The 23,674-nt window shown below is 66.2% G+C and carries 23 protein-coding genes, 1 tRNA gene and 1 pseudogene; 13 read left to right on the top strand and 12 right to left on the bottom strand.

The window, feature by feature from the left end:
* Position 1 precedes the first annotated feature (1 nt).
* The 11 genes from rpoN (at position 2) to ABD923_RS13630 (ending at position 10,483) form a co-directional block, all read left to right on the top strand.
* Positions 2–1,288 carry an RNA polymerase factor sigma-54 gene (rpoN, locus tag ABD923_RS13680; protein ID WP_259549726.1) on the top strand — a complete coding sequence of 429 codons (1,287 nt, stop codon included), beginning with the start codon at positions 2–4 and terminating at the stop codon, positions 1,286–1,288.
* Positions 1,289–1,551: 263 nt separating this feature from the next.
* Positions 1,552–3,306: a nif-specific transcriptional activator NifA gene (nifA, locus tag ABD923_RS13675; RefSeq protein ID WP_259549727.1), complete on the top strand. Its 1,755-nt coding sequence runs from the start codon at positions 1,552–1,554 to the stop codon at positions 3,304–3,306.
* A gap of 203 nt (positions 3,307–3,509) precedes the next feature.
* Entirely contained in the window at positions 3,510–4,997 is a 1,488-nt protein-coding gene (nifB, locus tag ABD923_RS13670) for a nitrogenase cofactor biosynthesis protein NifB (RefSeq protein WP_259549728.1), read from the top strand.
* A 26-nt stretch (positions 4,998–5,023) separates the two neighbouring features.
* Entirely contained in the window at positions 5,024–5,218 is a 195-nt protein-coding gene (locus ABD923_RS13665; RefSeq protein ID WP_259549729.1) for a 4Fe-4S binding protein, read from the top strand.
* 4 nt (positions 5,219–5,222) lie between these two features.
* Positions 5,223–5,978, top strand: coding sequence for a 4Fe4S-binding leucine-rich repeat protein (locus ABD923_RS13660; RefSeq protein ID WP_259549730.1), 756 nt, complete (start codon positions 5,223–5,225; stop codon positions 5,976–5,978).
* Positions 5,965–6,303, top strand: a complete 339-nt coding sequence (locus ABD923_RS13655) for a nitrogen fixation protein NifZ (protein WP_259549731.1) — start codon at positions 5,965–5,967, stop codon at positions 6,301–6,303. The genes ABD923_RS13660 and ABD923_RS13655 overlap by 14 nt, the downstream gene beginning before the upstream one ends.
* Positions 6,300–6,515, top strand: coding sequence for a putative nitrogen fixation protein NifT (gene nifT, locus ABD923_RS13650; RefSeq protein WP_259549732.1), 216 nt, complete (start codon positions 6,300–6,302; stop codon positions 6,513–6,515). Before ABD923_RS13655 ends, nifT begins: the two co-directional genes overlap by 4 nt.
* A 3-nt stretch (positions 6,516–6,518) precedes the next feature.
* Positions 6,519–7,346: an SIR2 family NAD-dependent protein deacylase gene (locus ABD923_RS13645; protein ID WP_405048307.1), complete on the top strand. Its 828-nt coding sequence runs from the start codon at positions 6,519–6,521 to the stop codon at positions 7,344–7,346.
* Between the two features lie 69 nt (positions 7,347–7,415).
* Complete coding sequence (locus ABD923_RS13640) at positions 7,416–7,697, top strand: FeoA family protein (protein ID WP_259549734.1); 282 nt, start codon at positions 7,416–7,418, stop codon at positions 7,695–7,697.
* A 5-nt stretch (positions 7,698–7,702) separates the two neighbouring features.
* Positions 7,703–9,580: a ferrous iron transporter B gene (gene feoB, locus ABD923_RS13635; RefSeq protein ID WP_259549735.1), complete on the top strand. Its 1,878-nt coding sequence runs from the start codon at positions 7,703–7,705 to the stop codon at positions 9,578–9,580.
* A gap of 432 nt (positions 9,581–10,012) precedes the next feature.
* The gene (locus ABD923_RS13630) at positions 10,013–10,483 is read left to right on the top strand and encodes a trypsin-like serine peptidase (RefSeq protein WP_345229510.1); all 471 of its coding nucleotides are present in this window, start codon (positions 10,013–10,015) and stop codon (positions 10,481–10,483) included.
* Positions 10,484–10,789: 306 nt separating this feature from the next.
* Here the strand turns inward: ABD923_RS13630 and ABD923_RS13625 are convergent, their stop codons facing one another.
* From ABD923_RS13625 to ABD923_RS13590, 9 genes and pseudogenes are all read right to left on the bottom strand, one after another.
* A complete protein-coding gene (locus ABD923_RS13625; RefSeq protein WP_259549736.1) occupies positions 10,790–11,200 on the bottom strand; it encodes a hypothetical protein in 411 nt (136 codons plus the stop codon).
* A 24-nt stretch (positions 11,201–11,224) separates the two neighbouring features.
* A pseudogene (locus tag ABD923_RS19160) lies at positions 11,225–11,452 on the bottom strand (DUF6538 domain-containing protein); the annotation flags it as partial.
* Positions 11,453–11,514: 62 nt separating this feature from the next.
* A tRNA-Gln gene (locus tag ABD923_RS13620) sits at positions 11,515–11,589 on the bottom strand.
* Between the two features lie 84 nt (positions 11,590–11,673).
* A complete protein-coding gene (locus ABD923_RS13615) occupies positions 11,674–13,020 on the bottom strand; it encodes a mechanosensitive ion channel family protein (protein ID WP_259549737.1) in 1,347 nt (448 codons plus the stop codon).
* Between the two features lie 71 nt (positions 13,021–13,091).
* Entirely contained in the window at positions 13,092–13,925 is an 834-nt protein-coding gene (gene kdsA / locus ABD923_RS13610; RefSeq protein ID WP_259549739.1) for a 3-deoxy-8-phosphooctulonate synthase, read from the bottom strand.
* Positions 13,926–13,965: 40 nt separating this feature from the next.
* Positions 13,966–15,747 carry a KpsE/RkpR family capsule polysaccharide export protein gene (locus ABD923_RS13605; RefSeq protein ID WP_259549740.1) on the bottom strand — a complete coding sequence of 594 codons (1,782 nt, stop codon included), beginning with the start codon at positions 15,745–15,747 and terminating at the stop codon, positions 13,966–13,968.
* Positions 15,725–16,384, bottom strand: a complete 660-nt coding sequence (locus tag ABD923_RS13600) for an ABC transporter ATP-binding protein (protein ID WP_222191595.1) — start codon at positions 16,382–16,384, stop codon at positions 15,725–15,727. Before ABD923_RS13600 ends, ABD923_RS13605 begins: the two co-directional genes overlap by 23 nt.
* A 230-nt stretch (positions 16,385–16,614) precedes the next feature.
* The gene (locus ABD923_RS13595; protein ID WP_259549741.1) at positions 16,615–17,640 is read right to left on the bottom strand and encodes a permease; all 1,026 of its coding nucleotides are present in this window, start codon (positions 17,638–17,640) and stop codon (positions 16,615–16,617) included.
* Positions 17,637–17,978, bottom strand: coding sequence for an ArsR/SmtB family transcription factor (locus ABD923_RS13590; RefSeq protein WP_259549742.1), 342 nt, complete (start codon positions 17,976–17,978; stop codon positions 17,637–17,639). Before ABD923_RS13590 ends, ABD923_RS13595 begins: the two co-directional genes overlap by 4 nt.
* A gap of 74 nt (positions 17,979–18,052) precedes the next feature.
* Here ABD923_RS13590 and ABD923_RS13585 point away from each other — a divergent pair, with 74 nt between their 5' ends.
* Together ABD923_RS13585 and ABD923_RS13580 are read left to right on the top strand one after the other, a co-directional pair.
* Complete coding sequence (locus ABD923_RS13585; protein ID WP_259549743.1) at positions 18,053–18,643, top strand: uracil-DNA glycosylase family protein; 591 nt, start codon at positions 18,053–18,055, stop codon at positions 18,641–18,643.
* Complete coding sequence (locus ABD923_RS13580) at positions 18,640–19,422, top strand: SseB family protein (RefSeq protein WP_259549744.1); 783 nt, start codon at positions 18,640–18,642, stop codon at positions 19,420–19,422. Before ABD923_RS13585 ends, ABD923_RS13580 begins: the two co-directional genes overlap by 4 nt.
* Before the next feature lie 117 nt (positions 19,423–19,539).
* Here the strand turns inward: ABD923_RS13580 and ABD923_RS13575 are convergent, their stop codons facing one another.
* The 3 genes from ABD923_RS13575 to mrdA all read right to left on the bottom strand — a co-directional run bounded on the left by ABD923_RS13575 (position 19,540) and on the right by mrdA (position 23,655).
* Positions 19,540–20,484: a 2-hydroxyacid dehydrogenase gene (locus ABD923_RS13575; protein ID WP_259549745.1), complete on the bottom strand. Its 945-nt coding sequence runs from the start codon at positions 20,482–20,484 to the stop codon at positions 19,540–19,542.
* Between the two features lie 61 nt (positions 20,485–20,545).
* Complete coding sequence (gene rodA / locus ABD923_RS13570) at positions 20,546–21,685, bottom strand: rod shape-determining protein RodA (protein ID WP_259549746.1); 1,140 nt, start codon at positions 21,683–21,685, stop codon at positions 20,546–20,548.
* Positions 21,682–23,655: a penicillin-binding protein 2 gene (mrdA, locus tag ABD923_RS13565; RefSeq protein WP_259549747.1), complete on the bottom strand. Its 1,974-nt coding sequence runs from the start codon at positions 23,653–23,655 to the stop codon at positions 21,682–21,684. The genes rodA and mrdA overlap by 4 nt, the downstream gene beginning before the upstream one ends.
* Between the last annotated feature and the right edge of the window lie 19 nt (positions 23,656–23,674).

Genomic DNA, 23,674 nt, shown 5'->3' with positions numbered 1-23,674 from the left:
CATGGAACTGGTCCAGAGCCTGACACACCGCCAGACGATGCAGATGAGCGGCCAGATGCTGCACTCGCTGGCGATCCTGGGCATGTTGTCGTCCGATCTGTCGGAGTACCTGACTGAAAAGGCGCAATCGAACCCTTTCGTGTGCTACGCGCCGCCCCGCGCCTTTGCCGCGCGCGGTGGGCCGAAATTCGACGCGGTGGCCGCCGTCGCCTCGGACCGGCCCAGCCTGATGGCGCATGTGGTCGAACAGATCGAGCTGGCCTTTGCCGTCGCGCCGGACCGGATGATCGCCCTGCGGTTTGCCGAGGCGCTGGAACCCACGGGTTGGCTGGGTCAACCGGTCGAGGATATCGCGCTGCTGGCCGGTGTGCCGCAGGCCAAGGCCGAGCAGGTGCTGGCCGTCTTGCAAGGCTTCGAGCCTGTGGGCCTGTTCGCGCGCTCGCTGTCAGATTGCCTGCTGATCCAGGCGCGCGACGCGGATATCCTGACATGGGAGGTCGAGATGCTGATCCGCAATCTTGACCTGTTGGCCGAGCGCAAGATGGAAGTCTTGGCCGAGCGTTGCGATTGCGAGCCTGCCGACATTCCCGACATCGTCGCACAGATCCGCGGTTTGAACCCCAAGCCGGGCTTGGCCTTTGATCATGTGCCGCAGCCGGTCTTTCCGCCTGATGTCATCGCCACCCGCGGCCCCGAGGGCTGGACCGTGGAATTGAACCGCGAAACCTCGCCCACGATCACGGTGATGGAGGATCAGACCCCCGAGGGTGAGGTCGATCCCAAAGCGCGCCAGCAGCGCAAGAAAGCTCTGGCCGAGGCGCGCGCACTGGCACAGGCGCTTGAGCGGCGCGGCGATACGCTGTTGCGCACGGCGGCGGTTCTGGTGGCGCGGCAGACGGGGTTCCTCGATCACGGGCCGGTGCATCTGACGCCCCTGACGCTCGAGGATGTGGCCGCCGAACTGGGCCTTCATTCCTCGACCATCAGCCGCGCGGTGTCAGGGCGGATGATCCAGACCCCGACCCGCGCTTTGCCGCTGCGCGCATTTTTCGCCCGCTCGGTCGCGGCGACCGGGGGGGGCGCGGCAGTGTCGCGCGATCATGCCTTGGACTTCGTTCAAAACACGATCCGCGCCGAAGACCCCGCCACGCCGCTCAGCGATGATGCCATCGTGGCGCTCGCCCGCCGCGCCGGCCTCAAGATCGCGCGGCGCACGGTGGCCAAGTACCGCTCGAACCTCGGGATCAAATCCTCGTACCAGCGTCAGCGCAAAGCGGCCTCTGGCTGAGTGGCGGTGCCGGCGAGTGCCCAAGGGGTTCTTAAGCGGTCAATTTCTGGCCGGTTGCGCTCAACTCTGCCAAAGGCTTGTGCAACCGCTGCACGCCACTTGGCTGAACTGTGCCAAGTGGCCGCGTTCCGGGCCGCCCCCCATGCAGACCCATCCGAGATGGGGCACACTGTGCAAGTGCAGCATTGCCGCCCGATGTAGCGGGCGGCGCAGCGATTAACCGCTAAGTGCTCGCTACGCTTGACAGGTTGGAGGGTCCGACAATGGTCGCGTCCACGTTTGACAGCAATTCGACCGAAACGCCCAGGGGCAGCGCGCTCTCGGCCAAGGCGCAACGCAGGCGCGCGGCGCGACAGACCGATCGCCTTGCGCTGGATGCCGTTTACGAGATCGCGCGCAGCTTTTCGGCGGCACCCGACCCGATCGAAGTCTTGCCCGAAATCCTGAATGTGTTGTCGTCCTTCCTTGACCTGCGCCACGGCGTTCTGGCGCTATTGTCCGAACCCGGCCCCGATACGAAGGGCAGGGTGAACCCCTATGTCATCGCCGCGACCGCCTTTGTGCGCACGGAGACGGCACCGCCTGCCGACGTGCTGCCCGATGCGGTGGCGCGTATCGTGTTTCGCTCGGGCGTGCCGTTGGTGGCGTTCGACCTGGCCGAGGAATTCGGCCCCGAGGCCGTGCCGGAACGCCTGCGCGGGCAGGGCCAGACCCTGATCGCGGTGCCAGTGCGCGACCCGGAACAAAGCCATTTTGTCCTTGGCGTTCTGGCGGCCTATCGCAGCCATGACGATTTGCGCGCGGGGTTGTCGGATCTGGATGTGCGGGTGCTGACCATGGTCGCCTCGCTGCTGGAACAGGCGCTGCGCTTTCGCCGTCGCATTGCGCGGGATCGCGAGCGCGCACTCAACGACACGCGGCGCCTGTTGCAAACCGCCAGCGAACAACGTGGCGGCGGCGCGACGCCGGTCAGTGTCGATGGCATCGTCGGCGACAGCGCGGCCATTGGCGATGTCATCGCGCAGGTCAAACGTGTTGCCGTGACCAAGACGCCCGTCTTGCTGCGGGGCGAAAGCGGCACCGGCAAGGAGTTGTTCGCCCGCGCCGTACACACCGGATCGCCGCGCCATGATGGCCCGTTCATCCGGGTCAATTGCGCCGCGCTGAGCGAAACCTTGCTGGAATCCGAGCTGTTCGGCCATGAAAAGGGGGCCTTTACCGGTGCCAATACCCTCAAGAAGGGGCGGTTCGAGATGGCCGACGGGGGCACCTTGTTCCTGGACGAGATCGGTGAGATCAGCCCGTCGTTTCAGACCAAACTGCTGCGTGTCCTGCAAGAGGGCGAGTTCGAGCGGGTCGGCGGATCGCGCACCATGAAGGTCGATGTGCGCATCGTCGCGGCCACCAATCGCGACCTCGAGGATGCCGTGGCCAAGGGCGACTTCCGCGCCGACCTCTATTTCCGCATCTGTGTCGTGCCCATCGTGTTGCCGCCGCTGCGCGACCGGAAAAGCGATATCCGGCCCTTGGCGCAACTGTTTCTTGATCGGTTCAACAAGTCCAACGGCACGCATGTGCGCTTTGCCCCCGACGCGTTCGAAAAGATCTGCAAATGCCAGTTCCCCGGCAATGTGCGCGAGTTGGAAAACTGCGTGAACCGCGCCGCCGCACTGTCGGATGGCGAGATCGTGCTGGGCCGCGAACTGGCTTGCGAGCAGGGCTCATGCTTGTCCTCCGAGTTGTGGCGCCTGCAGGATGGCAGCTCGTTGATCGGCGGCCTGTCGTCGGGCCGGATGGTGGCGCCCATGGCGCGGCAAGCCGCCCCGACAAGCCCCCCGGCCACGCCCGAACCACCGCTGGTGCGCCGCAAGACCGCCAACACCGCCCGCGAGGAACTGATCGCCGCGCTGGAAGAGGCCGGTTGGGTCCAGGCCAAGGCCGCGCGCCTGCTGGGCATGACCCCGCGCCAGATCGCTTACGCGCTGCAAAAGCACGGCATCGAGATCCGCAAGATCTGATCGCCCGTCCGCAGCGGGGAAGGGGGGCAGCGCCGCGCCGGGTGCTGGCCCCTTTCTTGCGGCGTGAAGCATCCATTGTGACCTATCCGACAATCGACACGCCGATGTGATGGCGAAAAGCGCATGGTTTCATTGGGATGCGCGTTTGGCACGCTGTTTGCTCGTAACTTCAGGATTGCCCGCACCAAAGCAGAGGAAACGTCATGCCCGCCGATATCGTCTCACTCCAAGGCTTGTCTGTCGGGTCCAAGGACGCCTTGGCCAAGGCGATGGAGGCCGAGGGCTGCACCTCGGGCGCATGTGGATCGTCCGATGCGCCCGAGGATATGGATCCGGCGACCTGGGCCAAGGTCAAGGATCACCCCTGCTATTCCGAAGAGGCGCACCACTACTTCGCCCGGATGCATGTCGCCGTCGCGCCAGCCTGCAACATCCAGTGCAACTACTGCAATCGCAAATACGACTGCGCCAATGAAAGCCGCCCCGGCGTGGTGTCGGAACGGCTGACCCCCGAACAGGCCGCGCGAAAGGTGATCGCGGTCGCCAACGAGATTCCGCAACTCTCAGTTCTGGGCATCGCGGGGCCGGGCGACAGCGCCTATGACTGGAAGAAGACGCGTGAGACCTTTCGCCTGGTCACCGAACAACTGCCCGACATCAAGCTGTGCCTGTCGTCCAACGGCCTGGCGCTGCCCGATCATATCGACGACCTGACCGAGATGAATGTCGATCACGTCACCCTGACCATCAACATGATCGACCCCGAGATCGGCACCCGGATCTATCCGTGGATCTTCTACGACCACCAGCGCCGCGCGGGCCTCGAGGCCAGCCAGATCCTGCATGAGCGGCAGATGCAATCGCTCGACTTGCTGCACGAACGGGGCATCCTGATCAAGGTGAACTCGGTCATGATCCCCGGCATCAACGATGACCACCTGCTTGAGGTGAACAAGGAGGTGAAGCGGCGCGGTGCCTTCCTGCACAACATCATGCCGCTGATCTCGGCGCCCGAACATGGCACGGTCTTTGGCCTGAACGGCCAACGCGGGCCGACCGCGGCCGAGTTGAAGGCCTTGCAGGATGCCTGCGGCGGTGGTGCCAAGCTGATGAAGCATTGCCGCCAGTGCCGCGCCGATGCCGTCGGCCTGCTGGGCGAGGATCGCGGCCAGGAGTTTACCATGGATCTGGTTCCCGAAGAGGTGAGCTACGACCCCTCCAAGCGCGAGGCCTACAAGGAATGGGTCGCCCGCGAACGCGAAGATCGTCGCGCCGCCGCCGCCCGCGCCCTTGCCGAGACGGAAACCGCCGTGGCGCAGGAAGCCGACGCGATGCTGGTCGCCGTGGCCACCAAGGGGGGCGGGCGCATCAACCAGCATTTCGGCCACGCGACCGAGTTCCAGATCTACGAGGTCGACGCGCAGGGCGTGCGTTTTGTCACCCATCGGCGCTGCGACAATTACTGCGTCGGCGGCTATGGCGAAGAGGACAAGCTGGATCTGGTGATCAAGACGCTGGAGGGCATCGACACCATCCTCTGCGCCAAGATCGGCGATTGCCCGCGCGAAGACCTTGCCAAAGCCGGAATCGTGGCCGTGCAGGATCATGCTTACGACTACATCGAAACCGCCGTTTCTGCCGTCTATCGCGACCGGCGCGGGCAGGCGGCCGCCGCCGCTGAAACGGCCTGACAGGCCCCCAGAATAGGACTCCAGACATGGCCCTGACGATCGTTCAAGACAACTGCACCGTCTGCGGGGCCTGCGAGTTCGAATGTCCCAACGCCGCGATCCGCTTCGAAGATGACACCTACATCATCGACGCCGAGATGTGCACCGAGTGCAAGGGCCACTTCGATCTGCCGCAATGCGCCGAGGTCTGCCCGGTCCCCGACACCTGCGTTCCGGCCTGAGCGGATGCCAGAGGGTCCGGCACCGGTGGATTGGCAGGGCGCGCCGCTGGATTGTGTGTCCTGTCGCTTCGCCAGACTGCTGGACGACAGGCAATGCGGCCTTGGCTGGGCCTGCGTCCATGACCGCTATGCCAAGCGGATCGAGCGGTTCTTCGTGCTGAACCCCGATTGCGCCGATGACTGCCTGCGCATGCCTTATTTCGAGACGCGGGTAAACGCCGCCCGCGTAGCCAGCGTGTTCCGTCTGCCGCCGCTGCTGGCGGATGAGGATGCCAGCGTGCGCGCCATGGCGATCCTGCGCCTGCCGCCCAGCCATGCAGAGCGTCTCATGGATGACCCCGACCGGCGCGTGCGCATCGCCGTCGCCCATCGTCTGCCCGCTGACGCCGTGCTGGCCATGGCCGGGGACACAGCCGGGTCTGTGCGTGCCATCGTGGCGCGCCGCGCCGCCCCCGGCCAATTGCCGATGATGATCGCCGATCCCGATCCCGAGACCCGCCGCAGCGTCGCGCGCCGCATCGCGCCCGTCCGGCTGGACGGGTTTCGCGCCGATCCCGACCCGCTTGTGCGCCGCGAGGCCGCGCTGCGCCGTCCGGCGCTGTTCGTGGCCGATGCCGACCTGCGCGTGCGACATGCCGTTGCCGAAACCGGCGATGCCGCGGTGATCCAGCCCCTGCTGCACGACCCGGAACCCATCATCCGCGAGACCGCCGCCGCGCGCCTCGCCCAGATCAAGGAGACAGCCCATGTCGACCGATGACCGCGAGATCGAAGTCTACCGAGAGCCCGCCCATCAGCCCGGCGACAAGGTGATCTCGAAAAAGCACGTCAAGAATGACGGCACCATGCCCGGCAAAGAGATCGGCCAGATCGTCGTGAAGAAAGGCGATGTCGGCTATGTCCGCGATGTCGGCGTCTTCTTGCAGCAATTCTACATCTACGCTGTCGATTTCGTCGGCCGCGACAGCATCGTCGGCATGCGCGAGCATGAATTGCGCGCGACGGAACCCGCCCGCACCCCGGCCGAACAGGCAGCCCCCGCGCTGCAACCCCACATCGTCACACGAAAGGACCCGGTCGCATGAAGGTCATGATCCGCGAAACGCCCAAGGGCTACGAGGCCTATGTCGCCAAGAAGGATCTCGAAGAGATGATCGTCGAGACCGAAAAGCCGGGCCTCTGGGGCGGGTGGGCGAGGCTCTCGAATGGATGGATTTTCGAAATGCCCGCCTTTGACGAGCCGCCAGGCCTGCCGATCACCGTCGAGGCGCGCCGCCTGAGCACGGGGGACGCGTGAATGATGGACGCCTACACCACGCTGGAACAGGCCATGGCCGAGGTCGCCGCCGGCACCCGCATCGCCTATCTCGGCCCCGATGTGTCGGCCCTGTCAGGGGGCACCGCGCCGATGACGCCGCAAGCGCTGTGTGCGCGGATCGAGGCCGAGGTGCGCCCCCCGCGCCGCGCCTCGGGCAACCTGTGGGCGGTCGCGCAATACGTGGAAAGCCGCAAGTTTCGCGCCACGCTCGATGATATCGTGCGCCGCGCTTTTGGCGCCGCGCCAGAGCGGGCGAACCCGGTGCATGACTGGCTGGCCCGCATGCGCCCGCCCATGGTGGTGGACACGTGGTATGACGATGGCCTGTTGCGCGCCTTTGGCGCGGCCGACTGGGGGCTGGTTCAGGGTGTGAACCGCAATGGCGAGCGGATCGACATCTTTACCCGCACTTATGATCGCGCCGGGCAGGAACTGCCCGCCGCCGACCCCGCGTGGCAGACGCTGATCTACAAGCCGCATGGCATGGCGCGAGCGGGCTCGTCCTTTCTGCTGTCTGACAGCGACTATGTCGAGGTGCTGACCGAGATCGACATTCAAACCCCGATCCCGGTCGAGGTGCAGCGCCGCCGCACGGGACGGCCCTTTCTGTTCGCGGGCTGCCGGTTCGATGACCAGATGCTGCGCATCTTCGCGCGCCAGATCGCGAAACGCTCTGGCTCCGGTCATATCGCCGTCATCCCCGGCGCGCTGACGCGGATGGAACAGCGGTTTCTCGACAACAACCACATCCACCGTCTCGACCTGCCGGTCGAGGCGCTCGCCGAAGTCCTGTCGGTCCCCGAGGGGTAGGCCGCCGCCCAGACGATGACAGTTACCGCCGCGGGATGCCCCCATCTCTATAGCCACCGAGGTCTCGCCATGGACTATCAGACAATCGTCGCCCTTGACCGTGCGGTTTCCCTCGGGGAGGCCCGCAAGGGGTTTTGCGGACAGGTGGTGTGCCTTTTGGCGATCGAGGGCGCGTCGCGCCTGCCCGCCGACGAGATGGAGCGCCGGTTGATCGAGATGGGCTTTGTCGAAGGGTCCGAGATCGAGGTGCTGCACGAGGGCCCGTTCGGGCGCGATCCCATCGCGGTGCGTGTGGGCACGGCCACCGTCGCCCTGCGCCGCCGCGACGCGATGGCGATCCTGGCGGAGTAGGGCGGATGCGCGATCTGCCCGCCGCGACTGCGCAAGATGTGACCACCGTCGCGCTGGTCGGCGCGCCCAATTGCGGAAAGACATCGCTGTTCAACGCTTTGACCGGCGGCAATCAACGGGTCGGCAACTATTCCGGCGTGACGGTCGAGCGCAAGATCGGCACCGCCACCACGCCCACCGGCTACAAGCTGTCGGTCATCGACCTGCCCGGCACCCATTCCCTGCGCGCCCGCAGCCCCGACGAGGAAGTCACCCGCGACATCATCCTCGGCACCCGCGCGGGCGAGGTCCAGCCAGACCTGTTGCTGGTCGTGGCCGATGCCACCCACCTGCGCCCCGGCCTGCGGCTCGCGCAGGAACTGAAACGCTGCGGCGTGTCGGTGCTGCTGGTGGTGAACATGATCGACATCGCCCGCGCGCGGGGCATCGAGATCGACACCGACCATCTGTCGCAAGAGCTTGGCGTGCCGGTCGTCGCCTCGACCGCCGTGCGCAAGATCGGGCGCACCGACCTGTGGGAAAAGCTCGACGCGCTGATCGCGGCGGGCCTTGCGCCGCGTGGCCCGGTGCTGTGGTCGGAGCCCGCCGCCGCCGATCTGCGCGCCGCCCTGCGCGAGGCCGACCGCCTCATCGCGCAGGCCGTCCATACTCCGCCGCACCCGCGTAGCTGGACAGCCAGGATCGACGGCGTTGTGCCGCATCCGGTTGCCGGGCCACTGATCCTGCTGGGGGTGTTGCTCGCGATGTTCCAGGCCGTCTTTGCCGGGGCCGCGCCGCTGATGGACCTGATCTCGGGCGGGGTCGCGGCGGTGTCGCGTGGGGTCGAGGCAGCGCTGCCCGAAGGCCTGTTGCGCAGCCTGCTGATCGACGGGGTGATCGCGGGGGTGGGCGGCGTGGTGATCTTCCTGCCGCAGATCGTGAACCTGTTCCTGTTCATCCTCGCGCTGGAGGATCTGGGCTTCATGGCGCGCGCGGCGTTCCTGATGGACCGGCTGATGGGTCACGCGGGCCTGCACGGCAAGGCCTTCATCCCGCTTCTGTCCAGTTTCGCCTGCGCCATTCCGGGCATCATGTCGGCCCGCGTGATCGATGACCGCCGCGATCGGCTGACGACGATCCTGATCGCGCCGCTGATGACCTGCTCGGCGCGGATTCCGGTCTACACGCTGCTGATCGGGGCCTTTATTCCGGCGCGCGCGGTCGGCCCGCTCGGATTGCAGGGGTTGGTCCTGTTCGGACTTTACGCGGCGGGGATCGTCAGCGCGCTGGCCGTGGCGCTTATCGCGCGCCTGACGTTTCGCCGTCACGAGATCGCCGCACCGCTGATACTGGATCTGCCCGATTACAAGCTGCCGCAGGGCCGGGGGATCGTGCTGGGCCTGTGGCAGCGGGCGTGGTCGTTCCTGCGCCGCGCGGGCACGATCATCCTGGCCGCCAGTCTGGTCATCTGGGCCCTGTCCACCTTTCCCCTGCCGCCCGAGGGGGCGAGCGGCCCTGCAATCCAATACAGCTTTGCCGCGTGGATCGGGCAGGTCATCGCGCCGCTCTTCGCGCCCATCGGGTTCACCTGGGAGATCTGCGTCGCCCTGATCCCCGGCCTTGCCGCGCGCGAAGTGGCGGTGGCCGGGCTTGGCACGGTCTATGCCATCTCGGGCGGCGAAGCGGCGCTCGGCTCGGTGTTGGCCGCGCAATGGGGGCTGCCCACGGATCTGTCGCTGCTGGCGTGGGACATCTTTTCTCCGCAATGCTTGTCAACCCTGATCCTCATCCGCCGCGAGGCCGGCGGCGCGAGATGGATGTGGATCGCCATAGCCTGCATGTTCGCCCTGGCCTATGCGGCGTCGTTCGTCACTTACCAATTGACGCGGCTGCTTGGCGCATAGGTCTATGCCGGCGGCGTGATCTGGTTTGTCGCGGCGGTCGTCGGCACAAGCAGAAAGCGGTGTTTCGGGGGACCTTTGAAACCCGGCGACCAGCCGCGCGGAGTGCGGACGTCTCGCAGCATGATTTCGGCGACTGATCTGTGCGGCGCGACGACACTAACCATCACCAGTCGCACAAGAGGCTCGGAGGCCTCATGGCGTGAAAGGGTCGCCAACGATCAGTAGAGGCCAACCCCTTGCCAAATCGAATGAATTACCAAGGACTCTTCGGCGAGCGTGTCAGTCTGAACTACAGTGTTTCGCAGTCTTCTTGGCCGTCGACGGCATTCGATCGCGCACGGCTGAATCTCGGCCTGACCCGGAGTTTCTGATTGTTTTCGCCTCTCGAGGAAATTTGCCTGATGAGACGATGCCATCCTTCCTACGATAACCGTGGCAATCGGTTTCATAACCATTGTCGCGGCGTCTTCCACCGCAGCGCAAGACGGTAGGTTGCAATCCGATCCGGCGGTCGGACGCGTGCTTGGGGCAGGGTCGACTTGCATGGGGGCTCTGATCTCGGAAAGCACTGTGCTGACGGCGGGACATTGTGTGTTCGACGAGCAGCGCGGGGAACCGATGCCGGCCGAGGCGGTACGCTTCAGCTTGCGTCCGCGCGAGGGTGAAGGCACCCGGATCACGCTCCGCGCGGCAAGGGTTCATATCGACGAACGGTACGGCAATGGCCGGGGCGACGATCTGCAGCGATACGAGAATGACATGGCTGTCATCACCCTCGAAGAGCCGGTCGACGGAAGACTTGCGGCATGCCGGGGCGTCTCATTCGTGTTGCCGACCTCCAGAAGCACCCGCTTTCGCATGTCGAAGACCGTTGGTGAGCCGCCCTCGGGCTCGCGCCGCTGATGATGACTGGCGAGTGCAAGATGGTACGCGCGGATCTTCCCGTCCCCGCTTAGGACTTGCGCAATGTCGAAAAACCGGCGCGCGCCCAGCGTCTTCTCGCGGACCACGAGGCCAAGTTGCGTGTCAGGGGAAGCTTCGTCGACGCAATTCTCGCGGCAAGAAGGGGCTCGCCGCTGTCTGCCTTCGTGACCTCGATTGCGGCGACGGATCTGTCCGCCCGTGCGCGCTCCGCCTTGGGACAGAGGGGCTTGGCCTCCTGTTTGAAGCGGTTCTTGCCGTGGGCCTTTTGGGTGGCCGCCGACAGGGTCATCGGTGGTCGCAGGCTCTCGCGGGTCGGTTTGAGGGCGTGATCCACAAGGAGATCTCGTCCGAGTTGCAAGGGATCGTCGAGGGTCTCCGTGACCTTGGCCTCGAGATCGAGCGCCGCTTCCGCGTTGCCAGCACCTGGCGGGCGAGACCGGGATCGCCGAGCGCCGTGTTGTCGAGGCCGAGTGTGCCCGCGACCGCTTCCGCGGCTGACCAATCGCGCGGCTTCAGGGCCGATTTAATGGCGGCCAGCTCGGCGCAGATTGCGGCGAGCCGGTCTTCTTCGTGGTCCGTGGGGGGCGGGGCCTCGAGGTCGGACATCATCTGGGCGATAGCCCCGCGCACCATCTCTTGCAGAAGTGTCCTGGCGCGACCCGGATCGACCGGATCGCGGGCGATAGTGTCCAACACGTGGCTTTCTCCATCCTCCAAGGCGGCGCGCAGCACAAAGGCGCGTTGCGTCGCGATAGGGAGGAGGTCGGTACGAAGCGAGACGGACAGAAATGATGGCGCCCCGATTTTTCTCAAAGACACGGGCAAACGCTGGCGGAAGTGGAAGTTTCCATTTCTGCGGGTGAGGTGAAGGCCCCATTTCCGGCCCGCGGGCGCCCGCTTGCGGGTGCCCGATGTGAAGCAGCGTGTGAAGCAGTGTGATGCACACAAGACGGGTTGGCCGCATGATGAGCAGTTAACCCGTTGGTATCTATGGTCTTTTTGTGCGGCATTGGCTGGGGTGGTAGGATTCGAACCTACGGTACACGGTACCAAAAACCGCTGCCTTACCGCTTGGCTACACCCCAACCGTGCCGCGCTAGCTACTCAATCGCTGCGGCGGGATCAAGACCTGTCGGGCACTTTTTGCTCAGTGCCGCGCCTGCCCCGCTTTATTCCTGCGGCGCCTCGCGGTGCAGCAGGTCATCGTCCGGCAATGCTTCGCGTTCGGCCTCGATAATATCCTGCAATGCTTGGGTTTCGCCCGCACCGACCTGCTGCGCCTCGACGGGTTCGGCGGTGGGGGCCGGGGCCTCGGGTTTGCGCGACGGGTGGTCGGTGATGATGGTCTCGACCGTGCCGGTGCCCGTCAGGCGGTAGGTGGGCTCGGGCAGGGTGATTCCCGCCTCTTCCAGCCGCGCCTTGACCACGCGGATCGCCTCGCCCTTGGCCATCCCGATCGAGGTCTTGTGCTGCATGATCCAGGCGGCGGCGGTGATGTCGATGGTCGAGGCCCCCAGGCCTTCGACCCAGACGCCGGGGGCGGGGTTGTCCAGCGTGAAGGGCAATTCGTTCAGCGCGTCGAGAATGATCGCCTGCGCCTGCGCGATATCGGCATCGGGATGCACCCCCAGCAGGAAGGTGAACCGGCGTTCGTCATTGCGGGTGTAGTTGATGATCTTGGCCTTGAAGACCATCGAGTTCGGCAGGCGGATATGGTTGCCATCGAGGCTGAGCAGGATCGTCGCGCGGCTGGTCAGGCGAATGACATGGCCCATCTCGCCCTCGATCTCGACAAGGTCCTTGGGGCGGAACGGCTGCCGGATCGACAGCATGATGGACGAGATGAAATTCTCGACCGTGTCGCGCACCGCGAAACCGATGGCGAGGCCGACGATCCCCGCCGCGCCAAGGATGGTGCCCAGCAGCGCCGTCAGGTTCAGCAGGTCCAGCGTCAGGACGATACCGCCCATGATGAAGACCAGCCGCACGATCTGGCGGTAGATATCGGCGATGAAGGCATTGGGCGCCATCCGGTCCCACGGCCAGGATCGGCGCGCGAGGAAAAACCCCAGCCAGATCACGAACAGGCCCGCCGTGGCAGCCACGAGGATCAGCGGCAGGTAGGAGATGAACTGCGCGATGCGCCCCTCGATCCGCTCGATTGCGGGGTTGAGGCGCTCGACCACATCGGTGGACTCGGTCACCTGGTTCTCGATGGCGACAACGCCTTCCACCCGCGAGACGAGGCCGTTCAACGCCTCGATCTGCTGCGCGTCGAGGGCTGTGCCGAGCAAGGTGACGATGCCGTCTGCCACCCGGACGCTGACATTTTCATAACCGTCGAGTTGCCCGAGGATATCGCGGATGCGCACGGCGATGGCGGCATCCTGCGCACCGTCCGACTCCACCGCGATGGTGCCGTCGGGCTGGCCACCGTCGCTCTGTGCCGCGGCTGGGACGGGGGCTGCGAGGAACGCCACCACCAACAGCAGGGGCAGAAGAAACCGTTTGACCATGTTCGCCGCCAGGACTTGCTTACGCAGCGCAGGTTAGGCCGGTTTTCGGCCTGCCGGAAGGGCCGCCTGAGTCAAAGGCGGATCGGGTCGGCCTTGGCCAGCCGGTCAAAGGCCATCAGGCCGTCGATCAGCGCACCCATCTGGTCGAGCGGGATCATGTTCGGCCCGTCGGAGGGGGCCGTGTCGGGGGCTTCGTGCGTTTCGATGAAGACCGCCGCGATGCCGAGGCTGACAGCCGCGCGTGCCATCACCGGGGCGAACTCGCGCTGCCCGCCGGATGATCCGCCTTGGCCGCCCGGCTGCTGCACCGAATGGGTGGCGTCCATCACCACCGGATAGCCTGTCTTCATCATCTCGGGCAGGCCGCGCATGTCGGCGACCAGCGTGTTGTAGCCGAAACTGGTGCCGCGCTCGGTCAGCAGGATACGGCTGTTGCCGGTGGACGCGACCTTGTCGGCGACGTTCGCCATGTCCCACGGCGCAAGGAACTGGCCCTTCTTCACGTTGATTGCGGCGCCGGTTTCGCCCGCGGCCAGCAAAAGGTCGGTCTGCCGGCACAGGAAGGCGGGGATTTGCAGGATATCGCAGACCTCGGCCGCTTGGGCGCATTGCTCGGCGGTATGCACGTCCGTCAGCACGGGGCAGCCGATCTCATCCTTCACGGCGGCGAGGATTTTCAGCCCGGCCTCCATGCCGACCCCGCGCTTGCCCGTCAGGCTGGTGCGGTTCGCCTTGTCGTAGCTGGCCTTGAAGACGTAGCCCGCCCCGGCCTTGGCACAGACCCCGGCCATGTGCCGCGCGATCATCAGCGCGTGGTCGAGGCTTTCGAGCTGGCAAGGCCCGGCAATCACGGTGAGCGGGCGGTCATTGCCCACGGTCAGCGGGCCGATATCGAACTCGTGCATGGGGGGCCTTTCGATGCGGGCGGTCGGTGGGTCTGCGCGATCAGGAGGAGACCTGTTCGCGCAGCACCGATACCGTCATCGAGACCATGAGGTAAATGCCCGAGAAGATCAGCAGCGCCAGCAGCGTGTTCTCGAAGGCGCGCGGATAGGCCGGCGCATCCGGCGGGATCGGGTACACCCCCATCGACAGGTAGAGCGACTGGCGGTTCGCCTCGATGCGGGCCGATTCCATGCCCTGCAAGGCCTCGGCCAGCATCATCTGCCGGGTTTCCAGATCGGCCTGTGCAATCAGCAATTCGGACTGGATGCGCGCCAGCGAGGCGCTGCCATCCGCCGTCTCGGTCAGACCTGCGCGAAGCTCCGCGATCAGGGCCTCGAGGCGGGCGATATTGCGCTCGGCTACCTCGACCCGGGTCGGGTTCGGGCGCGCGACCGAGGTCATTTCGTCGAGCCGCAGGCGTTCTTCCTGCAACTGCATCTCGAAGCTCGAAATCTGCTGGAACACGGTTGACACCTCGTTCTCGGTGTTCAGAACGCCGCGGCGTTCCTGCAATTCCAGAACGCGGGCCTGGGCCTCGATCACACGACTCTCGGCATCCTCGTAGCTTTCGCGTGCGCCGGCCATCTGGTCTTCGCGCAGGCGCTGGCTCATGCGGTCGACGCGCTCTTCGGCGTAGCGGATCAGCGCCTCGGAAAAGGATTGGCTGACCTCGGGATCGGCGGCGGCGACCTCCATGCGGATCAGGCCCTCGGTCGGGTCGTAGCCGATCTCCAGATGCCGGCGATAGACGTCGTAGACATCCTCGACCGTCGCGTCGGGGGCGATCCGGGTCAGGGGGTCGATCTCTTCGCTGGAGAAATGTTCGCGGAAGCCGAGTTCCTCGTCCAGCCGCAGCATGGCCTCGCGGCTTTCGAGATAGGCTTGCACCGTGATGCTTTCCTGCACGGTCGCGAAACTGGACCCGCCAAGAAGGCTGCCCAACCCACCAGCCGTGCCGCCGCTTTCGGCCTTCTGGATCACGAACTCGGTGTTGGTGGCGAAAAGCGGGGTCGCCACGCGATAGTAATAATAGCCCACCAGAAGGGTTGGCAGCAGAACGAAAAAGGCGAGGCGGCTGACCAGAAGCAGCAGGCGCTTGCGGCGGCGGCGGGCGATGTCGCGCTGCACGCGCATGATTTCGCGGGCGCGTTCGTCCTGGTCGAGGGGCGACACACGCCCGGGCGTCGCGGGTGGCTGCTGCGTCGCGGGCTGCATCTGCCGGGCGGGGGCGGGCAGGTTGTCCCCACCGCGTGTCGCGGGCATGCCAGCGTGCGGGCCTTGTGCGCCACCGCCGGCCTGCCGGGTCTGGTTTTCGCTTTCATCCACCACCAGTTGCAGCATGTTGGAGCGGGCGAAAGGATCGATGCCCCGGGCGCGCAGCAGGCGCACGGCGTCGAAATCCGAACTGGGCGACAGGCCATGCTTCTGCGCGGTGCGGCGGGCCATGCGCAATTGCCGGCCGGTCAGACCTTCCGCGCGGATCGCGGCCAGTTCCTCCTCGACCGTCGGGACCGGCGCGGGTTGGGCCCGGGCGCTTTCGGCGTTGCGTTGAACAAGGCGATCATGCGCCGCAGAACCCGGAAAAGCGGTCGCGCCGAACCCGTCCTCGACCGGTTCGGGTCGGGACGGTTGTGGCGCGCTGTCGATGACAGCGGTGTCACGCCCGGCGTCCCCGCCCGGGGCGGCGACGTCCAGGTTCGCAGCCCGGCCCGGTCCGGCCTGCGACCCGGCCCCGTCGCTTTGACGGATGCGGAATTTTCTAGCCTTGGGTTTCGTAGTCATAAAGCTGCTTTGCCTCTTCGAGCGTGTCGAATTCCACCAGTTGCCCGTTCGTGAGAACGGCCGCGCGCCGCGCGAATTTTTCAAGTGTCGCTGCCTGGTGGGACACGATGATAACAGTCGAGTTTTTCAAACGATCCGCAAGAATACTGCCAGCCCGGCGGTTGAACTCGGCATCCGTGGATGCAGGCATCCCCTCGTCGATGAGGTATATGTCAAATTCAAGCGCAAGAAGCAGCGAAAAACTGAAGCGGGCCCGCATTCCCGAAGAATAAGTTCCCACGGGCATATCGAAATATTCCTCGATGCCGCAGACCCAGCGGCTGAAGGCTTCGACATAGTCGGGGTCTAGCCCGTAAAGTTGCGCGATGTAGCGCGCGTTCTCGGTGGCGCTGAGGCGGGGCACGATGCCGCCCATGAACCCCAGCGGAAAGGACACGCGGCAATTGCGGTAAATATTGCCTTCGTCAGGTTTCTCGAGGCCCGCCATCATCTTGATCAGGGTCGTCTTGCCGGTGCCGTTGGGCGCCATGATGCCCAGCGAATAGCCGAGGTCGACGCGAAACGACGCCCGATCCAGGATCACCTTGCGGCGCTCTCCGGTCCAGAATGACTTCGAGACATCGACGAATTCGAGCATGTTTGCCCTTCAACTCAAGAAACGACTGCCACGACCCTTGCAGTCTTCGTGCCGCTTGGGTCGGGACAGGGGTAAATCGGCAATTAGGCGGCATCATGTCGAGACCGATACAAAACTGATAGATTTTTAGACTTATTGAGAATCAATCGCCATTCTGCGCCGTGGCCGCCCTGTCACAATGATGCGACAGGGCGGCACATGTTGGGCCAGGGCGTGGGGTGCGTATGGCGTCAGACGTAGGCGCCCCAGGCCAGCCCGGCGAGGATCGCGCCGAAGAAGGCAAAGCCGAGATAGGCGGCGAAGACACGCGGCTTGACCAGCGCCCAGACCGCCACGGCCGCCGGGATGCAGCTGACGCCGCCCGCGATCACGAAGGCCATTGCGGCGCCGGGGCTCATCCCCTGTTCCAGCAACCCCGAGATCAGCGGCACGGCGGCGTACCCGTTGAGGTAAGCGGGCGCTCCCACCAGTGCGGCCAGAACCACCGGCCCGATGCCGTCGCCGCCGATCACGGTCGCGATCAGGTCTGCGGGGACATAGCGGATCAGCAGCGCTTGCAGCAGGTAGGCAAAGAGCAGCCACTTGCCGAGGAAAACAAGGTTGTCCCATGCCGCCGAGCCGAAGATCTGCCGGCGGTCGGCCTCTTGCCAGAAGCGCCAGTTCAGCGTGAGTTTCTTGGCCGAGCAACAGCCGCCGACCGAGGGTTGCGCCTTGAGAGGGTCCGCGAAGAGCGCGGTATTCGCCATCAGCTTCACGGTGAGGCCACCGGTCAGGCCCAGCAGGACGGCGGCAACGGTTTTGCCGATTGCGAATTCCGGGCTGATGCCGCCCGCGGTGATCGCGAACATCGCCGGGTCCATGAGCGGAGACGCCAACCAGAAGGCCATGACCGCCGAGAGCGGCGCGCCCGCCGCCAGAAGCGCAGCGACGAAAGGGATCACCTGGCAGGAACAGAAGGGCGACAGCCCCCCCACCAGCGCGCCCAGGAAGATCATCCGCCCCTCGCGTCCGTGAAAGGCCCCATCGAGCAGGCGTTCGGAGCCGCTGGCCTTCATCACCGCGATTGCGGCGACGGCGAAGAGGATGAAGGGCAGGGTGCCCCAGAAATGGTCGAGCATCTCGACAAGGGTCGCGGGCACCGCCGTGCGGTCGAAGGCGAACTGGATCAGCACGATGGCGATGCCGGTCAGCAGCACCTTGTCGAGTTTGGCCCAGGCCGAGCCGATGGGGCGGAGGGACGCGGAGAGATCAGTCATCGCGGCGTGTCCTGTGCGGAATGCCCGCCCATATCGGCGCAGCATTCGTGGATAAGAAATTCGGAGAGGTCCTGGACCCGGGCATGATCGACGGAACACAGGATGCGGCGCCCCTCCCGTTGCTGGCTGACCAGCCCGGCAGAGACGAGTTGTTTCAGGTGATGCGTCAGGACCGAACCGGTGACGCCCACATCCTCGCCCAACTGCCCGATCGGCAGGCCCGCCGGGCCGGCGCGAACAAGGCGGCGCAGAATGGCAAGGCGCGCCTCGGAGCCGAGTGCGGCGAAGGCCGTCGCGGCGAGGGTGAGGTCTGATAGGGAGAGAGGTTCTTGTTTCATGATTCTATAAATATAGAAACATTGATCTATGTCGAGTCCTTTTCCTTGGGCCGCTGATGGCCTAGCTCCGCCCCATGGACTTCGAGAGATTGCACAGCGACCTGTCGGCCTGCCGGATCTGCGCGGAGCGCTTCGCCGCGACCGCCACGGCGCATCGCCCGAACCCGGTCCTGTGGTTCCAGCCCGGTGCGCGGATCTTGATCGCAAGCCAGGCGCCGGGGATGCGGGTGCACCACGCCAATACGCCGTTCTGGGACCAGTCGGGCAAACGCCTGCGCGACTGGATGGGCGTGGACGAGGCGACGTTCTACGACCGGTCGCGCGTTGCCATCGTGCCCATGGCCTTCTGCTTTCCGGGCTATGACGCGAAGGGCAGCGACCTGCCGCCGCCCAAGGTCTGCGCCGAGACCTGGCGCGCGCGAGCAATGGCGGTGCTGGAGGGGTTCGAGCTGACGCTGCTGATCGGGGGCTATGCGCAAGGCTGGCACATGGGCGGGCGGTTGAGCGTGACCGAGCGGGTCGCGGGCTGGCGCGACCATGCGCCCGCGGTCTTTCCCTTGCCGCACCCGTCCTGGCGCAATACCGCGTGGCTGAAGAAAAACCCCTGGTTCGAGGCCGAGCTTTTGCCGGTCCTGCGCGACCGGGTGCAGGAGGTGTTGAGATGACGACCCCGTTGGACGAGGCGTTCGCCGCGATGCAGGCCACGCCCGAGGACGATACCGCGCGGCTTGGCTATTACGACCGGCTGGCGGCCTCGGAACTGTTCCTGCTGCTGGAGGACGAGGCGCAGGGCAACACGATCCGGCCGCGCATCTTTCCGACGGCGGATGCGCAACTGGTCGTCGCCTTCGATCGCGAGGAACGGCTGTCGGGGTTCGCCGGGGCGGCAGCGCCCTATGCCGCGCTGTCCGGGAGGGTTCTGGCCGGGATGCTGGCGGGGCAGGGTTTGGGCCTGGCCGTCAACCTCGATGCGCCGTCCGAGATGGTGCTGGAGGCCTCGGCCCTGTCGTGGCTGGCCGAGACCCTGGCCAACCGCCCGGAAGAGGTCGAGGAACGCCCGGAAGAGATTTCGGCCCCCGCCGGTTTGCCGGACCGCCTGCTGTCGGCGCTGGACGCCCGGCTGGCATCGGCCGAGGGGTTGGCGCGGATGGCCTACCTGGTCGCCGTGAGCTATGGCGACGGGCGCCGCTCGCACCTGCTGGCCTTCGTCGAGCCGCTGCCGGGGGCGGAGCCGTCGCTGGCCCGCGCGGTGGGCGAGACGCTGACGTTTTCGGGGCTGGAGGCCGGGGTGCTGGACGTGGGATTTTTCCGCCCGTCCGACCCGGTTTGCGCGCGGTTTGCGCGGATGGGCCTGCGCTTCGACCTGCCCGAGGCGCCGAAACCCGAGGTCAATGCGGGCGCGAACCCGGGGATGGATCCCGACAAGCCGCCACGCTTGCGCTGAAGCCCCGAGGGATTGCGCCGTCTTCGACGTCGCCCGGGGAAGCGCGGAAAGGGGTCTTGACCCCCTTCCCGCGCTGTCGCGCTTCGCGCGGGCATATTTGCGGGATAAAGATTTGGATCAGTAGCCGAGATCGCGGTCGACGAGGTGCAGGAAGGGCAGGCCGTCTTCGCCGCGGCGGATATTCTCGACGATGACGCGGGAGGCCGACCCGGGGCGGGTTTCCGACGCGATATGGGGCGTGACGGTGACGCTGGGATGCGCCCAGAAGGGATGCGCGGGCGGCAGCGGTTCGGTTCGGAAAACGTCCAGCGTGGCATGGCCGATCTGCCCGCTGTCGAGCGCGGCGAGGAGGGCGTCGTCGTCGATGAGCGGCCCTCGACCGGGGTTCACGATCATCGCGCCCTTGGGCATCAGCGCCAGCGTCCTGGCATTCAGGATATTCTGCGTGCCCGGGGTGTCGGGGAGGAGCAGGACGAGGATTTCGGACCGCGCGAGGGTGTCGGCCAGCCCGTCTTCGCCATGGGTGGTGGTGGTGCCGTCGATGCTCTTGGGGCTGCGCGACCAGCCGGTGACGTCGAAGTTCAGGCCATGCAGCGCCTTGGCGCAGGCCGAGCCGAGGGCGCCGAGGCCGAGCACCCCGACGCGGCGATCCCGGGCGAGCGGCGGCACGATGCCGGCCCGCCAGACACCGTCCTGCCCGTGAATATGCGCATCCATCCCGAGGTGATGGCGCAGGACATGGCCGGTGACCCATTCGACCATCCCCTCGGTCAGCCCGTCATCGACCATGCGGGCCAGCGGCACGCGCAGGGTTTTGTTGTGGACCACGTCCTCGACCCCTGCCCAGAGGTTCAGCACGGCTTTGAGCCGCGTGTAAGGCGTGAAATCCTGCACGTCGCTGTTCGGGGCATAGACGATGTAATCCACCGTCTCGGGCGCGGCCTCGGTCACCAGGGTAGCGTCGCCGAGGCCCGCATCGGCCAGCGCGGCGCGCAGAGGGGCCTCGTACTGTCCCCAGCGTTGCGGCTTGGCGGCGAAGAGGATGACGGGAAGATTTGTCATGGTGCGGGCGCTCCTTCTGGCAGGTCTTGGCCGAAGGGCTAGCAGCGTGGGGCGGCCGGGTCTAGCGAGGGCGATGCACGTGGGCCGACTGCACAAGGCCGAACGCGGCCATCAGCACCAGCATGGCCGAGCCGCCGTAGCTGACCAGGGGCAGGGGGACGCCTACGACCGGCGCGAGGCCCATGACCATCGCCATGTTGATCGCGAAATAGAGGAAGAAGGCCACCGCGATCCCCATCACCAGAAGCGAGGAAAACCGGTCGCGCGCCGTGATCGCCGTCACGATGCAGAAGGCGAGGATGAGGATGTAGAGCACCAGCAGCGAGGCCGCGCCGACGAAGCCGAATTCCTCGGCCAGCGTGGTGAAGATGAAGTCGGTGTGTTTCTCGGGCAGGAAATTCAGCCGCGACTGGGTGCCCTGCATGAAGCCGCGCCCCGTCCAGCCGCCCGACCCGAGCGCGATCTGGGATTGCGTGATGTGATAGCCCGCGCCGAGCGGGTCCGAGGTGGGATCGAGAAACGTGTCGATGCGGCGATACTGGTAATCCTGCAAGAGTTGCCACGACGTCCCGCGCGAGGCGAAGACCGCGCTGACCGCGCCCACGCCCGCGCCAATCACGGCGGCGAAATAGGCCCAGTGCACGCCCGCGATGAACATCACGGCCCCGCCCCCCATCATCAGCAGGAGCGCGGTGCCGAGGTCGGGCTGGCGCAGGGTCAGATAGGTGGGCACGAGGATCAGCAGCACCGGGAGCGCGACGTAGAGAGGGCGCGAGACCTTGTCGAGATCGAGCCAGTCGTAATAGGCGGCAAGGATCATCACCAGGGTGATCTTGGTCAGCTCGGAGGGTTGCAGGCGCATGAAGCCAAGGTCGATCCAGCGCTGTGCACCCATCCCGACCGAGCCGAAGAACTCCACGTAGAGAAGCAGCAGGATCGACAGCCCGAAGGCCACGCCGGACGTGTTGCGCCAGAACCAGACCGGCACCATGGCGATCACGAACATCGCCACAAGGCCGAGGCCGAAACGCTGCATCTGCGGTTCGGCCCAGGGCGACATGGAGCCGCCGGCGACCGAGTAGAGCATCAGGAAGCCGACGCTGGCCACCGCTGTCAGCAGCAGGACCAGCGCCCAGTTCAGGTGCAGCGCCTTGCGCCACCCTGTCGGGGTCGATTTGACGTTGTATTCGAGAAAACTCATGCGCGGTCCCGCCCGTCACGACCGGGGCGGCGCGCTTCGCGGCCCGAGGGTTGGGGCGGCTCGGGCAGGATCGGCAGGCGCCGGTGCATCTCTTCGATCTCGCGGCGCTGGCCTACGGGGTAAAGCTCGGGCGGGGGCACGTCGCCCACCTGCGCGCGCAGCAGGATGTCGCGTGCGATCGGGGCGGCTACGGAAGACCCGCCGCCGCCATGCTCGACCACGACCGAGACCGCATAGCGCGGCGCCTCGACCGGGGCGTAGCCGACATAGAGGGCGTGGTCGCGCCGTTCCCAGGGCAGGTCCTCGTTGCGGATCACGCCCGCTTCGCGCTCGGCGGCGGTGATGTTGCGCACCTGGCTTGTGCCGGTCTTGCCCGAGACGGCGTAGGCATCGTCCATCACCCGGCTGCGAAAGGCCGTGCCGCGCCTGTCGTTGTTCACGGCCCACATGCCGCGATGGACGACGGCCAGATGCGCCGGGTCGATTCCGAGGTCGGGGGCCGGGGTGGCGGCCTCGGGCAGGCCGTCGATCGAGCGCACGAGGGTCGGGGCGATGGCGCGGCCGGACGCGATGCGTGCGGTCATGACGGCAAGGTGCAGCGGCGACGACAGGACATACCCCTGCCCGATGGAGGCGTTCAGCGTGTCGCCGACCACCCAGTCGGCGCCGCGGTTGACGCGCTTCCATTCCATCGTGGGGGCAAGCCCCTCGGCGATCCCGGAAAGCGGCAGGTCGTGGCGCACCCCGCACCCCAGGCGGACCGCCATGGCCGAGATCGCCTCGATCCCGACGCGCTGGGCAAGCTCGTAGTAATAGACGTCGCAGCTTTGGCCGAGGCTTTGGACCATGTCCATGCGGCCATGCCCGCCCCGGCGCCAGCAGTGGAACCGGCGGTTGCCGACCTCGACGAAGCCGCTGCAGGAGATCGTCTCGTCCGGCGTGATGACCCCGGCCTCAAGCGCGGCCAGCGCGACGATCATCTTGTAGGTGGAGCCGGGTGGGTAGAGGCCCTGCGTCGCCTTGTTGGCCAGCGGGCGATACGGGTCTTCGTTCAGGCCGCGCCACTGGGTGGTCGAGATGCCGCGCACGAAGAGGTTGGGGTCGAAGGTGGGGGCCGAGGCCATGGCGAGCACTTCGCCCGTGTCGCATCCCATCACGACAGCCCCCGCGCTTTCGCCCGTCAGGCGCGCCTCGACGTAATTCTGCAGCCCGGCATCGATGGTCAGTTGAACATCCGATCCCGGTTCGGCGGGGTCCCGGTCAAGCTCTCGCATGACGCGGCCACCGGCATTCACCTCGACCCGGCGGGACCCGGCGCTGCCGCGCAGGGTCTGTTCCATCCGCGCTTCGACATTGTAGCGCCCGACCTGGAAATCGGGGATTTGCAGGACGGGGTCGGTGTCGCCTGTCTGTTCGAGGTAATAGTCGCTGACCGGGCCGACATAGCCCACGACATGGGCGAAATCCGCGCCCATCGGGTAGACGCGGCTCAGGCCCACCTCGGGGTTCACGCCGGGCAGGGCGGGGGCGTTTACCGCGACAGACGACAGCTCTTCCCAGCTCAGGCGGTCAGCCACGGTCACGGGCACGAAGGGTGGGCGGCGGTTGATTTCCTCGCGCGCGCGTTCCAGCGCCACGAGGTCGAGGTTCACGATCCGGCCGAGTTCTGCCAGAACGGCATCCACGTCGCCCGCATCCTCGCGCACCACGGTGATGCGGTAGTTCTGTTCGTTCCCGGCCAAGAGCACGCCAGAGCGGTCGAAGATCAGGCCGCGCGCGGGCGGAAGCAGACGGATGTTGATCCGGTTCTCCTCGGCCAGCAGGCGGAAATCATCGGCGCGTTCGACCTGCAGATACCGCATGCGCGCCGCCAGAACGCCGCCCGTGGCCACGAACAAGCCCCCCAGCACAAGGCTGCGGCGGCCGATTCCACGGCTGCTTTGTTCGATTTCACCTTGGGTGCGCTTCATCGGGCGGGGGCCTTTGCCG

The organism is [Roseibacterium] beibuensis (assembly GCF_039542305.1).
In the GTDB taxonomy this organism is placed as follows: domain Bacteria; phylum Pseudomonadota; class Alphaproteobacteria; order Rhodobacterales; family Rhodobacteraceae; genus Roseibacterium; species Roseibacterium beibuensis.
Note: the sequence above shows the minus strand (reverse complement) of the source record. Positions and strands in the feature narration are given on the sequence as shown.

Bases quoted from the DNA above. Each gene is read 5' to 3' on its own strand.
- ABD923_RS13665 (WP_259549729.1), top strand. From the start codon at position 5,024: ATGGCCCTGACGATCGTTCAAGACAACTGCACCGTCTGCGGGGCCTGC.
- mrdA (WP_259549747.1), bottom strand. From the start codon at position 23,655: ATGAAGCGCACCCAAGGTGAAATCGAACAAAGCAGCCGTGGAATCGGC.
- kdsA (WP_259549739.1), bottom strand. From the start codon at position 13,925: ATGCACGAGTTCGATATCGGCCCGCTGACCGTGGGCAATGACCGCCCG.
- ABD923_RS13595 (WP_259549741.1), bottom strand. From the start codon at position 17,640: ATGACTGATCTCTCCGCGTCCCTCCGCCCCATCGGCTCGGCCTGGGCC.
- nifT (WP_259549732.1), top strand. From the start codon at position 6,300: ATGAAGGTCATGATCCGCGAAACGCCCAAGGGCTACGAGGCCTATGTC.
- feoB (WP_259549735.1), top strand. From the start codon at position 7,703: ATGCGCGATCTGCCCGCCGCGACTGCGCAAGATGTGACCACCGTCGCG.
- rpoN (WP_259549726.1), top strand. From the start codon at position 2: ATGGAACTGGTCCAGAGCCTGACACACCGCCAGACGATGCAGATGAGC.
- nifB (WP_259549728.1), top strand. From the start codon at position 3,510: ATGCCCGCCGATATCGTCTCACTCCAAGGCTTGTCTGTCGGGTCCAAG.
- ABD923_RS13615 (WP_259549737.1), bottom strand. From the start codon at position 13,020: ATGGTCAAACGGTTTCTTCTGCCCCTGCTGTTGGTGGTGGCGTTCCTC.
- ABD923_RS13580 (WP_259549744.1), top strand. From the start codon at position 18,640: ATGACGACCCCGTTGGACGAGGCGTTCGCCGCGATGCAGGCCACGCCC.
- ABD923_RS13575 (WP_259549745.1), bottom strand. From the start codon at position 20,484: ATGACAAATCTTCCCGTCATCCTCTTCGCCGCCAAGCCGCAACGCTGG.
- ABD923_RS13660 (WP_259549730.1), top strand. From the start codon at position 5,223: ATGCCAGAGGGTCCGGCACCGGTGGATTGGCAGGGCGCGCCGCTGGAT.
- ABD923_RS13600 (WP_222191595.1), bottom strand. From the start codon at position 16,384: ATGCTCGAATTCGTCGATGTCTCGAAGTCATTCTGGACCGGAGAGCGC.
- ABD923_RS13640 (WP_259549734.1), top strand. From the start codon at position 7,416: ATGGACTATCAGACAATCGTCGCCCTTGACCGTGCGGTTTCCCTCGGG.
- ABD923_RS13605 (WP_259549740.1), bottom strand. From the start codon at position 15,747: ATGACTACGAAACCCAAGGCTAGAAAATTCCGCATCCGTCAAAGCGAC.
- ABD923_RS13645 (WP_405048307.1), top strand. From the start codon at position 6,519: ATGGACGCCTACACCACGCTGGAACAGGCCATGGCCGAGGTCGCCGCC.
- ABD923_RS13655 (WP_259549731.1), top strand. From the start codon at position 5,965: ATGTCGACCGATGACCGCGAGATCGAAGTCTACCGAGAGCCCGCCCAT.
- rodA (WP_259549746.1), bottom strand. From the start codon at position 21,685: ATGAGTTTTCTCGAATACAACGTCAAATCGACCCCGACAGGGTGGCGC.
- nifA (WP_259549727.1), top strand. From the start codon at position 1,552: ATGGTCGCGTCCACGTTTGACAGCAATTCGACCGAAACGCCCAGGGGC.
- ABD923_RS13590 (WP_259549742.1), bottom strand. From the start codon at position 17,978: ATGAAACAAGAACCTCTCTCCCTATCAGACCTCACCCTCGCCGCGACG.
- ABD923_RS13585 (WP_259549743.1), top strand. From the start codon at position 18,053: ATGGACTTCGAGAGATTGCACAGCGACCTGTCGGCCTGCCGGATCTGC.